General features: G+C 64.2%; 15 protein-coding genes. 1 reads left to right on the top strand and 14 read right to left on the bottom strand.

The window, feature by feature from the left end; all coding sequences use genetic code 11:
* From EOA32_RS21595 to EOA32_RS21615, 5 genes are all read right to left on the bottom strand, one after another.
* A partial coding sequence (locus EOA32_RS21595; RefSeq protein ID WP_145971330.1) for an ABC transporter substrate-binding protein occupies positions 1 to 948 on the bottom strand: 948 nt, incomplete at its 3' end.
* A 65-nt stretch (positions 949 to 1,013) separates the two neighbouring features.
* Complete coding sequence (locus tag EOA32_RS21600) at positions 1,014 to 2,486, bottom strand: aldehyde dehydrogenase (RefSeq protein WP_128372847.1); 1,473 nt, start codon at positions 2,484 to 2,486, stop codon at positions 1,014 to 1,016.
* Positions 2,487 to 2,508: 22 nt separating this feature from the next.
* Complete coding sequence (locus EOA32_RS21605) at positions 2,509 to 3,546, bottom strand: LLM class flavin-dependent oxidoreductase (protein WP_128372848.1); 1,038 nt, start codon at positions 3,544 to 3,546, stop codon at positions 2,509 to 2,511.
* A complete protein-coding gene (locus EOA32_RS40620) occupies positions 3,543 to 5,336 on the bottom strand; it encodes an alpha/beta fold hydrolase (RefSeq protein WP_128372849.1) in 1,794 nt (597 codons plus the stop codon). Before EOA32_RS40620 ends, EOA32_RS21605 begins: the two co-directional genes overlap by 4 nt.
* Complete coding sequence (locus tag EOA32_RS21615) at positions 5,329 to 5,916, bottom strand: amino acid synthesis family protein (protein ID WP_128372850.1); 588 nt, start codon at positions 5,914 to 5,916, stop codon at positions 5,329 to 5,331. Before EOA32_RS21615 ends, EOA32_RS40620 begins: the two co-directional genes overlap by 8 nt.
* Positions 5,917 to 6,051: 135 nt before the next feature.
* Between EOA32_RS21615 and EOA32_RS21620 the strand changes: the two genes are divergently transcribed.
* The gene (locus tag EOA32_RS21620; protein ID WP_128372851.1) at positions 6,052 to 6,729 is read left to right on the top strand and encodes a GntR family transcriptional regulator; all 678 of its coding nucleotides are present in this window, start codon (positions 6,052 to 6,054) and stop codon (positions 6,727 to 6,729) included.
* Between the two features lie 102 nt (positions 6,730 to 6,831).
* On the opposite strand, the gene pqqE is transcribed toward EOA32_RS21620, so the two are convergent.
* From pqqE to EOA32_RS21670, 9 genes are all read right to left on the bottom strand, one after another.
* Positions 6,832 to 7,953 (bottom strand): pyrroloquinoline quinone biosynthesis protein PqqE, encoded by a 1,122-nt coding sequence (gene pqqE / locus EOA32_RS21625; protein ID WP_128372852.1) that lies wholly within the window; start codon positions 7,951 to 7,953, stop codon positions 6,832 to 6,834.
* Positions 7,950 to 8,246, bottom strand: a complete 297-nt coding sequence (gene pqqD / locus EOA32_RS21630; protein ID WP_128372853.1) for a pyrroloquinoline quinone biosynthesis peptide chaperone PqqD — start codon at positions 8,244 to 8,246, stop codon at positions 7,950 to 7,952. The genes pqqE and pqqD overlap by 4 nt, the downstream gene beginning before the upstream one ends.
* Positions 8,243 to 9,001 (bottom strand): pyrroloquinoline-quinone synthase PqqC, encoded by a 759-nt coding sequence (gene pqqC, locus EOA32_RS21635; protein ID WP_082980432.1) that lies wholly within the window; start codon positions 8,999 to 9,001, stop codon positions 8,243 to 8,245. The genes pqqD and pqqC overlap by 4 nt, the downstream gene beginning before the upstream one ends.
* Positions 8,998 to 9,936 (bottom strand): pyrroloquinoline quinone biosynthesis protein PqqB, encoded by a 939-nt coding sequence (gene pqqB / locus EOA32_RS21640; protein ID WP_128372858.1) that lies wholly within the window; start codon positions 9,934 to 9,936, stop codon positions 8,998 to 9,000. Before pqqB ends, pqqC begins: the two co-directional genes overlap by 4 nt.
* Positions 9,937 to 10,298: 362 nt before the next feature.
* On the bottom strand, positions 10,299 to 10,523 hold the full coding sequence (locus EOA32_RS21650) for a hypothetical protein (protein ID WP_128372854.1): 225 nt from the start codon (positions 10,521 to 10,523) through the stop codon (positions 10,299 to 10,301).
* Complete coding sequence (locus tag EOA32_RS21655; protein ID WP_189407301.1) at positions 10,523 to 11,383, bottom strand: ABC transporter permease; 861 nt, start codon at positions 11,381 to 11,383, stop codon at positions 10,523 to 10,525. The genes EOA32_RS21650 and EOA32_RS21655 overlap by 1 nt, the downstream gene beginning before the upstream one ends.
* Before the next feature lie 11 nt (positions 11,384 to 11,394).
* On the bottom strand, positions 11,395 to 12,183 hold the full coding sequence (locus EOA32_RS21660) for an ATP-binding cassette domain-containing protein (RefSeq protein WP_128372856.1): 789 nt from the start codon (positions 12,181 to 12,183) through the stop codon (positions 11,395 to 11,397).
* A gap of 79 nt (positions 12,184 to 12,262) precedes the next feature.
* Positions 12,263 to 13,234 (bottom strand): YVTN family beta-propeller repeat protein, encoded by a 972-nt coding sequence (locus EOA32_RS21665; RefSeq protein WP_128372857.1) that lies wholly within the window; start codon positions 13,232 to 13,234, stop codon positions 12,263 to 12,265.
* Positions 13,235 to 13,253: 19 nt separating this feature from the next.
* A complete protein-coding gene (locus EOA32_RS21670; RefSeq protein ID WP_095826023.1) occupies positions 13,254 to 14,501 on the bottom strand; it encodes an ABC transporter substrate-binding protein in 1,248 nt (415 codons plus the stop codon).
* Positions 14,502 to 14,612: the final 111 nt, after the last annotated feature.

The raw sequence follows: 14,612 nt of genomic DNA on the forward strand, positions 1-14,612 counted from the left end.
GTAGTTCATGTCGAGATTGATCTGACCGTCGACATGCGCGTCGGGCAGCCCTTTCACCACGTCGGCGGGCATTTCGGCCTTGGCCTTGGTGTTGATCGGCGCGTAGCCGCTTGCCTCGGCGAATTTCGCCTGGCCGGTCGGGCTGGTCGCGGCGGCGAGGAACTTCATCGCGCTGTCCTTGTTCTTGGCGCCCTTCGGCACGACGAGAACGTCAGCGGCGGTGAGGTTCTGGTTCCAGGAGACGCCGACATCGGCGCCGTCCTTCTCGAGCGCAAAGACACGGCCGTTCCAGAGCTGCCCGAAGGCAGCCTCGCCCGAAGCGATGAGCTGCTGCGACTCCGCGCCGCCGCCCCACCAGACGATATCCGACTTGATCGTGTCGAGCTTCTTGAAAGCGCGCTCGAGATCGAGCGGATAGAGCTTGTCCGCCGGCACGCCGTCGGCGAGCAGCGCGATCTCGATCACGCCCGGCGCCGACCATTTGTAGAAGGTCCGTTTGCCGGGAAACTTCTTGGTGTCGAACATGTCGGCCCAGCTTGTCGGTTCACCCGAAACGGCGCCCTTGTTCCAGGCCAGCACGAAGGAATAGTAGAAGCTGCCGACGGCGTGCTCGTTGCTGAAGCGCGGGTCGAGATCGGCCTTCGGCACGGCGGCGAAGTCGATCGGCTCGAGCAGCCCGTCCTTGGCGGCCTTGATGGCGAAATCCATTTCCACGTCGACCACGTCCCAGGTGACGTTCTTGGCGTCGACCATGGCCTTCAGCTTGCCGTAGTCGGTCGGGCCGTCCTGCAGCACCTTGATGCCGGAGCTCGCCGCGAACGGCTCGGCCCAGGACTTGGTCTGCGCTTCCTGCGTGGTGCCGCCCCAGCTGGTGAATACCATTTCGTCGGCCTTGGCGGCGGTTGCCGATAGCAGTCCGGCGAGCACGCCGGCTAAGATCAGTCTCATGTCATTCTCCTCTGATTTCTCTGTTCCGTTTCTTGTTCTTGTCGCTGCACCCTCGGCATGCGTTCTCAGCGCATGACGAAGGGATCGGGAATCGGCTCGTCCGAGGTCTTGATCCAGACCGATTTCGAGCGCGTGTAGTCGCGGATGGCGTCGAGCCCGCCTTCGCGGCCAAGACCCGACAACCCGTAGCCGCCGAAGGGAACGAGCGGCGACACGGCGCGATAGGTGTTGACCCAGACGACGCCGGCACGGATGTCGCGCGCCATGCGGTGCGCCTTGCCGAGATTCGAGGTGAAGACGCCGGAGGCGAGACCGAAGGGCGTGTCGTTGGCTAGAGCCAATGCCTCGGCCTCGGTGTCGAAGGCGAGCACGCTCAACACCGGCCCGAACAATTCCTCGCGCACGCAGGGCAGGTTGCTATCACCGGCATCGACAATCGTCGGTGCATAGTAGAAGCCAGCGCCGGCGTCGGGGCGTCTGCCGCCGGTGACCAGCGCGCCGCCGGCGGCGAGGCTTTCGGCGACGATCGTCTCGATCCGGTCGCGTTGGCGCTGGGTGGCTAAAGGACCCATCTCGGTGGCCGGATCCTGAGGATCGCCGATGCGGATCGCCTCGGCCTTGCGCTTCAACCGGCCGAGGAATTCTTGTCTTACGGTACGCTCGATGAGCAGACGCGAGCCGGCGACGCAGCTCTGTCCGGTCGCCGCAAAGATGCCGGCGACGACCGCATTGGCGGCGCTGTCGAGGTCGGCGTCGGCAAAGACGACGACCGGGCTCTTGCCGCCGAGCTCGAGCGTCGTGTGCGCGAGGTTTTCCGCCGTGTTCCTGACGATGGCGCGCGCCGTGGCCGGGCCGCCGGTGAAAGCGACGCGCGAGACCAGCGGATGACTGGTCAGGCGCCGTCCGCACTCCTGGCCGAAGCCCGTGAGGATGTTGACGGCGCCGGCCGGAAAGCCGGCTTCGCTGACCAACTCGGCGAAGGCGAGCAGCGGCGCCGGGCCGTCTTCTGAGGCCTTGAGCGCCACCGTGCAGCCCGCGGCAAGCGCCGGGCCGAGCTTGACCGCCGAGAGGAAGAGCTGCGAATTCCACGGCACCACCGCGGCGACGACGCCGATCGGCTCGCGGCGGATGGTGACGTCGAGATCGGCCTTGTCGATCGGCACATGCGTGCCTTCGTGCTTGTCGGCAAGTCCGCCATAGTAGCGGTAATAGTCGCCGACATAGGCGATCTGGGCGCGCGTCTCGCGGATGATCTTGCCGGTGTCGCGCGTCTCCAGCTCGGCCAGGCGGCCCGCATTGGCGGCCACGAGGTCGCCGAGCCTGACCAGCAGCTTGCCCCGCGCGGTTGCTGTCATCGACGCCCAAGGGCCGGTGCGCAGCGCACGATGCGCGGCCTCGACGGCGCGGTCGACATCGGCTTCGGTTGCAGCCGGCATCTTCGCCCACGGCGCGCCGGTCGACGGATCGACGCTGTCGAAGCTGGCCGACGGCTCGTCGAAGCGGCCGTCGATGAAGTTCCTGAATGCGGCGTCGGTCATGGCCTTGCCCGTTCGTTCGCGATCAGATGAAGGCCGGCATCACCCGGTCGATGAACAATTGCAGCGATTTCTTCTTGCGTTCGTGCGAAAGGCCGCTGTCGATCCAGATCGAGTACTGGTCGAAGCCGAGCGTCTCATAGGCTTTCAGTCGCGCGACCACCTCGTGCGCCTCGCCGATCACCAGGTTCTGGCGCATCTTGTCCGGCGCGTATTGCGGCATGGCCGCGACCTCTTCGGCGCTCAGCGGTTCCAAAATGCCCTGGTGCACCGGCTTCTTGTTCTGGAACCAGGCGCCGAACTGGCAGTAGAAATTCGACAGATCCTGGCTCAGCCGATCGGCATCGGCGGCGTCGTCGGCGACGAACGTGTGCATCAAGAGCATGATTTCCGGACGCGGGATTTCGGGATGTGCGGCGCAGGCGTCGTTGAAGCGCTGCGTCAGGCTCGCAACCTCATCGTCGCCGGACGCCAGTGGCGTCACTTGGACCTTGCACCCGTTGGCGACAGCGAAGTCGTGCGAGTTCGGATCGCGCGCCGCCACCCAGATCGGCGGGTAGGGTTTTTGCAGGGGCTTGGGAGAGGAGGTGGTTGGCGGGAACTGCCAGAATTCGCCGCAGTGCTCGTAGTCGCCGTCCCAGAGACCCCGGATCGCCGGAATGATCTCGCGCATGCGCTGCCCGGCACCCCAGGCATCGAGCCCGGGGAAGACGCGCTGATATTCGTAGCTGTAGGCGCCGCGGGCGATGCCGATGTCGAGCCGGCCGCCGATAATCACGTCGGTCATCGCCGCCTCGCCGGCAAGCTTGATCGGGTGCCAGAAGGGCGCGATGATGGTTCCGGTGCCGAGGCGGATGCGGCTGGTCTTGGCCGCAAGATAGGCGATGTTGATGAACGGATTGGGCGAGATGGTGAACTCCATCCCGTGATGCTCGCCGATCCAGGCGGTCTCGAAGCCCGCCTGTTCCGCCAGCAGGACCAGCTCACCCAGCTCGCGCAACAACTCCGAATGCGGCTTGGCGAGATCCGAGCGTTCCATATGCACGAAGAGCGAGAACTTCATCCCTGGTCACCTGTATTGAGGGCGGCGGTCCTGGCGAGCGGCCTTACCTCGCCTTCGACCTCGTTGCCGACATAGACGCCGAATGCGTCTTCAGTGCATTCGCGCACATAGCGGGTGAGCATCGAGCGGATGGCCGGATCGGCGATCTTCAAGCCGTCGATCGCGTCGATGTCGATCAGCCGGATGCCGCGATCGCTGGAAGCCGGCACGTCGAAGGTACCGCGATAGTAAACATGGGTGCGCGAGGGATTGCCCGCGTCGTCCCATACGGCGAAGAGGAAGCCGAGCTGGGCCTCGATGGCCTTTGCGGCCAGAAGCCCGTTGAGGCTCTTGCCGTCGCTTGCCGAGCCCAGCCCCCGGCCGCGCGGCAGTTCGAGGAAGCCGTCTGGCGTTTCCAGGAACAGGATACGGCCGCCGTTTTCGAGGATGGCGCCGACATCGGTGCCGGGCTGGGCGGCGGCCAGCGCCTCCTGACTGAGCCCGGGCGTGATGTAGGCGCCGCGGCAATAGCCGAGAGGCTGCGAGGTATTGTGCTGGAAGTCGCGGACGCGGCCGATCAGGATCGAATGGTCGCCCGCCTCGACCAACCGCTCCATATCGCAGTCGAAGGTTGCGACCGAGCCGTCGAGAACCGGACTGCCGGTCTTCCCCGGGCGCCAGTCGACCGACGCGAACTTATCCGCTGCCTTCGAGGCGAAGATGCCGGAGGCCGCTTTCTGGGTCTCGTTCAAAATGTTGATGGCGAAGCTCTTCGATGTCGCGAACACCGGATGACCGAGCGCCTTGTGGGCGATGCAGACCAGCACCAGCGGCGGATCAAGCGACACCGATGTGAACGAGTTGGCGGTGAAGCCGCGCGGCTCGCCTTCCGCGCCGATCGTGGTGACGATGGTGACGCCGGTCAGGAAGGAGCCGAGCGCACGCCGGAACTCGCCGCTGTCGAAGCTGGCGTCCGCTGCTGCTCCTTGCTCCAGGCTTTCACCTTCGTTCAGGAACTCGGCGATGCATCGTGAGGTGAGATCCGGTGCCGCCACCGCCATCATGTGCCTTTGGCCGGCGAGAACGGTGCAGCGGCCATGCGGCGCGAGCCTAGCCATGGCGGCCGACATTGCCGGCGAGGAGTTCTTGTCCTCGGAGCCGGTGATGAACAGGGCAGGCATGGCCAGGGTCTGCAGGCGCTCGGCGTGGTCGCCGTCGGCACGGGCGAACAGGCGATAGGTGCGGGCGTAGCCTTCGGGATCGACCTCGCTCAACGCTGCCGCCGCCGTCCCGGCCGCCGCCGTCAGCTCGGCCGGAACCGGATCGCCGAACCAGCGGGCGATGGTCTGGGCGACCCCCGCCGCATCGCCGTGGCCGGTGAGCGCCGCCGCGCGCTCGAGCACGGCTTGGGCCAGATCAGGCGGACGACGGAACACGGCGTTGAGCGACACGACACGGCGGATGCGCTCCGGCGCTAGCAGCGCGAGTTCCTGCGCGACCAAAGCCCCCATCGAGTGACCGACGACGGACACCTTGTCGAGGCCGAGATGATCGAGCAGCCGGATCGCCTGCGCGGCATAGTCGGCGAGTTCCGGCTCCTGCGGCGGCAGCGGCGAGCGGCCGTGGCCAAGCATGTCGATGGCGATCAGGTCGAAGCGGTCGACCATCCGCTCGATCTGCGGCTGCCAGATCGTCGCGTTCATGCCGACGCCGTGGATGAACAGCACCGGCGCGCCCGATCCGGCGCGGATAAAGCCGGTTCCGTTGGGCGCGGCTGCCCGGGTCCATCGAGGTGCGACGGCGTCAGCCATGCAGGTCGCCCACTTCCTTGAGGTCCTGATAGCGGTCGCCGATGCGATGGTGAGGACGGCCGCCGATCGAAGCACCGAGCGCCACGACCAACTCGTCCGGCGCCGGTGCGTCGCCGATCTGGAAATGCACGGTCAGATAGTGCGAGCGGCGGCCCTCGTCATTCTTGTCCATCAGCGGAATCATGATCGGTGTGTTCGGCCCACCACGCAGATTGGTGAAGGCGAGATAGGTCTTGGCGGCGACGGCGCGGCGATAATGATTGCCGAAATGCAGTGTGTGGATCAGCGCCGAGGCATGCTCGATCTCGCCCGACGTGCCGCAGATCGCGGCCTTGCCGTAGCCCTCGATCGCCTCGGCCGAGCCGGCGGCGGCAACGATCTCGCGGGTCAGGGTTTCTCCAAGCACCGGCGCAAGGGCGCGGATCTCGGGCGAAAGATCCTCGATGAAGCCGCGACCCGCCCAGGGGTTCGTCAGCACGGCGGCGACGCCGATCAGGCGCAGCGGCTTGGATGCTGCCTTGCCGCCTTCGATCAGCGTGTTCTCGCTGTAAGTGACGATCTTGCGAATGGCCGGCTGCATGGAAACCTCTGTCAGGTGGCGCTCGAGAAAACGCCAACTTCTCTGTCGTCTTATGGTATACCATAGTATGGAGCACCAAATACCTTGTCAACCGGCTATGGAATCTGTTTTCGTGGCGGCCAAGGGAGCAGAGACATGCAGGACGACACGCTTCGCATCGATCGCAGCGCCAAGACCTTGAGAACATTGGCCCTTGAGCGCATGCGCGGGGCCATAATGGATTTTCATTTCCAGCCCGGCGAAAGGCTGGTCGAGCGGCCGCTTTGCGACCAGCTCGGCGTCAGCCGATCGGTTGTGCGCGAGGTCCTGCGGCAGCTGGAGGCTGAAGGCCTTGTGCAGATGATCCCCGGGCATGGTCCGGCTGTGGCCAAACCGGATATCGGCCGCACCGACGAGATCTATGAGCTCAGGGCTTTGCTCGAGGGCATCGCGGCGCGCGCCTGCGCGCAATCGGCCACCAATGGCCAACTGGCCGTACTGGAGCACGCCCTCGGCGAGCTCTTCGAGGCCTGGGCCTCGGGCAAGCCGCCGGCAGTGATGCGCGCGACGACGAAGTTCTACGAAGCGCTTTTCGAGGCTGCGGACAAGCGTGTCGCCTGGGAGATCGTCAGCGGGTTGAATGTGCGCATCAACCAGCTGCGTTCGATGACGATCGCCTCGGCAAACCGTCGCGAGCCGGCGATCGCCGAGATGAACGCGATTATGGATGCGATCCGGGCGCGTAAGCCGCAGGAGGCGGAAGCCGCGGCACGGCGCCACGTCGAATCCGCCTGGAAGATCGCCCGGGACAAACTGCGCCTCGACCCTCTCTAAAGCGCGTCGCGCTGGAACGGATTCAGGCGACGCGCTTTCGCACAAATCCCGCCATGCCGAATTCCGGTTCTATCCTATTGGGGACCACTTAGGGGAAGACGGTCAGGCGAGCTCCGCCACAGCTCCTATCCGACGGTAAATGAAGGGTTCGCCCGCCGCACTGTCTGCCGCGGCGCGCCGCGTTTCATCGGTGAGCATGCCCACCCGGGCATGGATCGGCGATTTGATGCAGACCGGATCCGTTGCGGCGGCATCGCCGGCAATCGCCATCGCTTGACATCTGCAGCCGCCCCAATCGATCTCGCGCCGCTCGCAGCTTCGGCACGGCTCCAGCATCCATTCGGTACCGCGAAAGGCATTGAATGCCGGTGAATCGGTCCAGATCTCGGCCAGCGAGCGCTCTCCGAAACGCTCGAAGCGGAGCGCAGGAATGGTCTGCGCGGCATGGCATGGCAGCACCGTGCCGTCGGGCGTCACCATGAAGGCGTCGCGCGCCCAGCCGCCCATGCACGGCTTGGGATAGACGGCGAAATAGTCCGGCGGGACGAAATCGATGTTGATGACGCCGGCAAGCCGTGCTTGCGCCGCCGCGACGATCTCCGCCTGCCGTTCGACCGCGGCGCGTTCGGGCATCAGCGTATTGCGATTGGCCAGCGCCCAGCCGGCATACTGCACATTGGCGATCTCGAGCCGCTCGGCGTCCAGCGAAAGAGCCAGGTCGATGAATTCCGGCACTTCCTCGATGTTGTGGCGATGGATCGGCGCATTGATGGTGAGCGGCAACCCGGCCGCGCGGGCGCGGCGTGCCGTCTCCAGCTTCTTTTCGTGGCTGCCGCTGTGGTTGCCGATACGGTCGGTCGTCGCCGGGCGGGCGCCCTGGAAGCTCAGCTGCAGGTGGTCGAGCCCGGCTTCGGCAAAGGCCGCGATCCGGCCCTCGGCAATGTTGATGCCGGCGGTGATGAGGTTGGTGTAGACACCGCGCGCCGAAAGCCCGGCGATCAATTGCTCGAGATCGCGGCGCAGCGTCGGCTCGCCGCCGGACAGATGCACCTGCAGAACGCCGAGATCGGCGGCCTGCGAGAAAAGATCGAGCCAGGTCTGGGTGTCGAGCTCACGATTGGCCTTGAGCAATTCGAGCGGATTGGAGCAATAAGGGCACTGCAGCGGGCAGCGATGCGTCAGTTCCGCCAGCATGCCGATCGGAGGCAGAAGCGGCTCGCTCATAGCTTCACCAGCAGCTTGTCCGACCATTCCTGCAGGAAGGCGATGACATCGGCCGCTACGGCCTCCTGTTCAGCATCGTAATCGGCCGCAAGACCAGCGATGATGTAGCCGACGGTGGACCGCCCGTCGCAGCGGCGCAATATGTCGAGACTGATATCGTTCGGCCAGAATACCCTCTCCGGCGAAAGCACGGCGAAGGCCTGCCGCACGGGGTCGTATTGTATACGCACGTGCCTCGGCAGCGATGGCATCGATTGCAAGGAGACGATGGCTCTCTCGCGCAGCGCCATCATCGGGTTGCCTCCGGCTGGAAGGCGCCCGGAGGGACGTTTCCCGGCGCGCCATAGGCATGTTGAAGCGCATCGAGCATGGCCCACAATATATCGCATTTGAACACCAGCGCATCGATCGCCTGCTGCTGGCGCTCGGCCGTGTCGGCGTGGCCCAGCACATAGGCGAGGGCGAAGTCGGCGTCGCGCGTTGCCTGTTCCGGCCGCCGGCTGAAATAGGCCAGCGTGTCCTCGGTGATGTAGTCGTATTTGGCCAGCATCGCCGGCACTCGCTCGCCGATGATGATCGGCGAGAACATCTCGGTCAGCGACGATGCCACCGCCTCGAGCAGCGTGCGGTTCGTGCAGAAGGAAAGATAGGCGCCGACGGCGAAGCGGGTCGCCGGCAGCGCCAGCCTTTCGCTCTTGACGGCTTCGGCATCGAGCCCGAGCGAGGTCGCCAGATGCAGCCAGCGCGCGATGCCGCCGCTCCAGCCGTCCTCGCCGTCGTGATCCTCGATGCGTTTGCGCCAGGCGGCGCGAAACGCCGGATCCTCGGCATGTGCCAGGATCACGGCGTCCTTGCGCGGAATGACGGCCTGGTAGCAGTAGCGGTTTAGTGCCCAGGCCTGCATTTCGGCCTTCGTCAGCACGCCACTGGTCATCCTGTGATGAAAGGGATGGCGGTTGTGATAACGCTCGGCGCCGACCTGCCGCAGCACGGCCTCGAGCTCGCTCTTGGACAGACCATGTCGCGCCGCGTCGTGGAAGTCGCTCAAAGTTCGATCTCCATTCCGTCGCTCCCGATCTCCCAGCCAGCCGCTCTGACCGCCGCGTGTTCGGCGGAACTCTCGTCGAGAACAGGATTGGTATTGTTGATGTGGACGAAGACGCGGCGGCCGATCCTCACATCGACCAAGGCGGAGATCGAACCCGCTTCTCCAGACATTGCGATGTGCCCCATGCGCGCACCGGTCTTCTGGCCGACGCCGGCGAGGATCATCTCGTCGTCTGCATAGACAGTGCCGTCGAACAGAACGCAGGCGGCGTCCGCCAGACGCGTGCGCAGGGTGGCATCGATGCCCGCGCAGCCGGGAATGTAGAAGACAGCGGCGCGACTTCCAGCCCCGCTGATATGCACGCCGATCGTGTCGCCCGTGTCGGAGCTGAAATCGGCACTTGGATCGCATCTTTGCTCGAGATATAGCGCGATCTTGCCGGGCACGGGAAAGGCGTCGACGACCACGCCGGTCTGCTGGCCGTCCGCGTTGCAGATCGCCAGTTCCTCCGTTGGCGCCAGAAGGCGGCGCGGCACGATCGCCGGATCGAGAACGTTGAAGATCGAATTCGCCGCCAGCGTCGCCAGCACCTGTGCCGTTGCATAGATTGCGAAGGGCTGCCGCTCCCGCAGGCTGAGCAGGCCGGCGACATGGTCGACGTCGCCATTCGTCAGCACGACCGCGCGGATGGGCGTCGAGCGCAGCGGCGCATCGGCCGCGGGCTGCAGTTCGGGCGTTTGTGCAATCTGCCGGCCAATGTCGGGCGACGCGTTGAACAGAACCCAGCCTGTCCCGTCAGCCGATACGGCAATGGACGACTGGGTCCGCGAATGCACGCCGGCCATGCCGCTCCGAGCCGAGCGGCTCAGGCGATAGTTGCAGTTCCATTGCGGAAAGCCGCCTCCCGCCGCCGATCCTATGATCTTCACGCGCATGGCGATGCCTGCTCTGCGGCCCATTTGACCGGCGCCAAATTCTCGGTGGCAAACGGCTTCGCGCCCGCGTTTCCCGCGGCAACCCCCGTCGCGACGACCTCAAGCGGCAAGGGGATGCATGCCCCCACAGCCAGGGACACGCAGCTCTGCGGCCTACTTCCTGGGAGGAGTTTCAGCAGGCAGATACCGCGAAATCTCGAAGCCCGCGGCAACCTGGCACATCGTCGGTTTCTTCCAGCTCTTCTTCTTCATTGCATTCTCCTCTTTAGCCAGCCCGAAGGGACCGGTCGTCATTGGCGCCATTGCGGGCAATGCAATGGCTCATCCATCACCTCACAATGGACAAATGAAACGCTTGGTTCTCAAACAGCCAAAAAACACAGGAACAGAACACAACTGCCTAGCTCAAGGATCAGTTCCTTAGCTCCGTCTCTCTCCCGTTCGATCAAGGTCACCCCGGCGACCAGTTGCGGCACCTTGCGCTGCATGCAGGGCCAGTCCGAATCGGTGTTCGCGGCCGTGGCGCCTGCGTGGGGCATGAGCATGACAGCCGCAACCAGGCTGCGAACAAGGCGCATCCGTTCCATCAACCGTTTCCTCCCGTGCCTTGCTTGCGGGTTATCAGGCCGCGCGAAGGGTCATAAGCGATAATGGCGCCCCCGAGAAACAGCAGCGTGCAGCCGGCGACGACACTCAGCGACACCCAATCGATCTGCCCGTAGAAGGCGAAGCGGATCAGCTCGACGGCATAGGTAAAGGGGTTGGCGAGGCAGAGCTTGTAAAGCAGCGGGCTCGCTTCCTGGATGCGCCACAAAGGATAGAGCGCCGGCGACGCGAAATAGCCGGGAAAGATCACGAAGTTCATGATCCCGGCAAAATTCTCGAGCTGCTTGATCATCGAGGACAGGAGCATGCCGAGCGCGCAAAGCATCATCCCCGACAGGAACAGGGCCGGCAGCACGAATAGGTAACCGAGCGGCGGCGCCTTGACGCCCCAGAACCAGGCAACGATCAGAAAAGCATAAACCTGCGCGATCGACACGGAGACGCCGGCGAGCATCTTCGACACCAGCAGATACCAGCGGGGAAACGGGCTGACCAGCAGGATGCGCATATTGCCCATCTCACGATCGTAGACCATCGACAGCGAAGACTGCATGCCCGAGAACAGCAGGATCATGCCGCACAAGCCCGGCGTGATGTAGACCTCGTAGAGCACGTAGGTCTTGTAGGGCGGGATGATCGAGACCCCGAGCACCTGCCGGAATCCAGCGGCAAAAATGAACAGCCAGACGAGCGGTCGCACCAGCGACGAGATGAAGCGCTCGCGCTGGTGCAGGAAGCGCAGCCCTTCCCGCACGACGACGCCTTTGAGGCAGATGAGGTAGTGACGAAAGCCGAAGGCGCCGGACTTCACTGGCGTGACGGCGGCGACCTTTTCCGGCATTGCGGGAGTGCTCATGGCGAGATCTCCGCCTGGGCGGCTGCTTCGCCGCGGCTGAGTTTGGAAAAGGCGTCGCGGATCGACGCGGCACCACTCGCTTTGACCACGTCGGCCACTTTGCCTTTGGCGACCAGGTCACCTTGCCGCAGCACGACGACATGGTCGCCATCTTCAACCTCGTCGATCAGGTGGGTGGCCCAAAGCACGCCGATGCCCTCGGTTTCGACCAGCTTGCGGATGGTGGCGAGAATGCCCGCGCGCGACTGGATGTCGAGACCCACCGTCGCCTCGTCGAGCAGCAGCAGGGACGGGCTATGGAGCAGCGCCCGGGCGATCTCGATGCGCCGCATCTGGCCGCCGGAAAGGCCGCGAGCCTTGTCATGCTGACGGCCTTGCATGTCGACCGTCTCGATCAGCGCTGCAATGCGCTGCCGGGCTTCATGCCGTCCGATGCCGTGCAGCGAGGCGTGATAGGAGAGGTTCTGGTATACGCTCAGGTCGAGGTCGAGCGTGCGTGCCTGGAACACAATGCCGACCCGCCTCAGTGCCTCGCCGGACGCACGGCTGACGTCATGGCCGAAGATGCGGATCGATCCCTGGCGCGTGTCGTAGAGATGGCTGATCAGCGAGAACAGGGTCGTCTTGCCGGCGCCGTTGAGACCGAGAAGGGCGGTGAAAGTCGCCGGCGCGATCGAGAACGAGACGTCGTTGAGCGCCCGCTTCGGGCCATAGGAATGGCTGACGCCGGCGACATCGAGTGCCGCCGCTCCGTTCCCCGTTTTCGCCGTCCTCGCATGCTGCATGGATGCTCCTTGAGGGTGCTTATCTAGCGCGCTCGACGTCTTTGGCCCGGCTTCATGGCCTAATCTTCCGGCTGCTTTTCTACTTGGGCGATATGACCACCCCCCACGGCTGCTGACCCACGGTGACCGACTGAACCGGCTCCTCGGTCGCCGTATCGATGAAAGTGATGTCGTTGGAATTGCCGTTCGTTGTGATCAGTGTCTTCTGATCGGGGGTGAAGTCCAGATGCCAGACGCGCTGTCCGACGAGGATGTATTTTTCAACCTCGTAGGTTTCGGTGTTGATCACTGCGACATGGTTCGCCGGGCCGAGCGCGATATAAGCCTTCTTCCCGTCGGCGCTGATGGCGACGCCGACCGGCTGGATGGTTTCGGCTCGCAGTCCGGGAATCGCGAACTTGATCCTCTTCACGACCTGGCGCTTGGCGTTGTCGATGACGCTGACGGTGCCGCCGATCTCGGCACTGACCCAGACCTGCGAGCCGTCGGGCTTGAACGCGGCGAAGCGCGGGCGCGTGTCGACCAGCACGTTGTCGGTTACCTCATGGCTCTCGGTGTCGATGAAATGCGCCATGCTGGTGGTCTCCGAGGTGTTGACCAGGGTCTTGCCATCGGGGCTGACGGCCATGCCTTCGGGTTCCACGCCGACCGGGATCTCGGACGTGACTTGCTTGCTGTCGAGGTCGATCGCGGTGACCAGATTGTCGTTTTCGTTGGCGACGTAGAGCGCCTTGCCGTCGGGCGAAAGCACGAACAATTCGGGATCGTCGCCGGAGGGCAGCGTGCCGACGACCTGCAGCGTCGTGGTATCGATGATTTGGATCGTATTGTCGTCGCTGGCGCACAAATAGATGAACTTGCCGTCGTGCGAGATGGTGATGCCGCGCGGTCTCTGGCCGACGTCGACGGTCTTGACCACCTGCATGGTCGCCGTATCGACGACGGTCATCGTATTGTCCTTCTCGTTTGAGACATAGGCCGTGTAGGCCGATGCCGGGCCGGCCATGACGCCGGTTGCGAGAATGGCGAGTACGCAAGCTCGGCTCTGCACGAATTCCTCCCGATCGGCGCTACCTGAGAACGCATTTCGTTTCCGGCTGATCGATGCCGAGGGTGTCGAGTTCGGAGACTTGGTGGAGATAGCCCTCCTGGGGAGATGTCGAGACGACCGATTTGGCATCGCCAAGCAGGATCGGCTGGCGAAGCTGGAGGTTCCATTTGCGGAAGGTCAGCTTCTGTCCCTTGAACGCGGCGACCGAGAAGTCGTCCGAGCGGATGTAATCGCTGATCTTTTTCGGATCGTCACCATTGGTGCGCGTGGTGGCTTCGCCGACGGCCCGCACGGCCGTCCAGGCCGACATGTCCTTGGACAGCATTCGCCGGCCTGCCGTCTTCAAGAAGCGATTTTGCATTTGAATGCCGCCCCACTGTTCACTCGCGGGATGCCATGACGACGCCACAAGACCGGCCGTGCCTGCGACGAGCCGCGGCATCCAGCTGCGGTAGGGCACGTAGGTCCCGAACACCTCGCTTTCATCGGCCACAAGCAGCACGTCATGCTCCGGCAGGTCTTGCGTGAATACAGAAATCTGTTGCTGTATCTGCGTCGCCCCGGTGTCAGTGCGGCGCGCCGTCCCGGTATCCTTGAATTCTTTCTCCGCGACGATCTGTCCGCCGAAGCGGGCTGCCGCGCGGCGCAACGCGTCGGCATAGAGGCGGTCCTCATCATGCGAGCCGTAGAGCAGCACCCAGTTCGGCCATTTCTTCACCATCAGATACTGCGCCAGAGCGTCGGCGAGCATGCTTCGCGTCGGCGCGATGTGGAAGACGTTTATGCGGCAGTCCTCCTCGCGCAGTCTGTCGTCGGTGGCGCCCACGTTGAAGATCAGCACGCCCTTGTCGCGGGCGATGTCGGCGATCGACAGCAGCTGCTTGGCCGAGAGGTCCGCGAGGACATAGCGTTCGCCTTTGGCAATCAACGCGTTGAATGCCTGAACCGCGTCGGCTTCCGGTTTTATCTCGGTGACATCGAGGCTGAATTTCTGCTTGATGAACTTGCCCGTGGTGTTGTTGTCGCCAATGGCGACATTGGCGCCGGCGACACCTTCGTCACGCGGCGGGGCGTCCAGCAGGGAAAGCGTCAGGCGCGGCGCGTAGGCCCGTAAATAGCCTATCTTGATTTCGGTTATCTTCTCGTCCGGCTTGATCGCTCCGGCCGGCTGCACGGTCGGTTGCTGGGCGAACGCACGTGGAGCAGCAGCGGTCAGGGCCAGAAAGCACAAAAGGGCCGCCAAGGTGCCCGACACCGCGCTTGTCATCGACGAATTACCGTTCTTGCGCCTAAGTCCGATCGTTTGCCGGACCAGCGCGAAGTCAAGGTGCCCCAAGGCGAACTTAGAGAACCGGCGGGATTTATCAACCTCGTGAGC

It is taken from the genome of Mesorhizobium sp. M1A.F.Ca.ET.072.01.1.1 (genome assembly GCF_004023325.1).
In the GTDB taxonomy this organism is placed as follows: domain Bacteria; phylum Pseudomonadota; class Alphaproteobacteria; order Rhizobiales; family Rhizobiaceae; genus Mesorhizobium.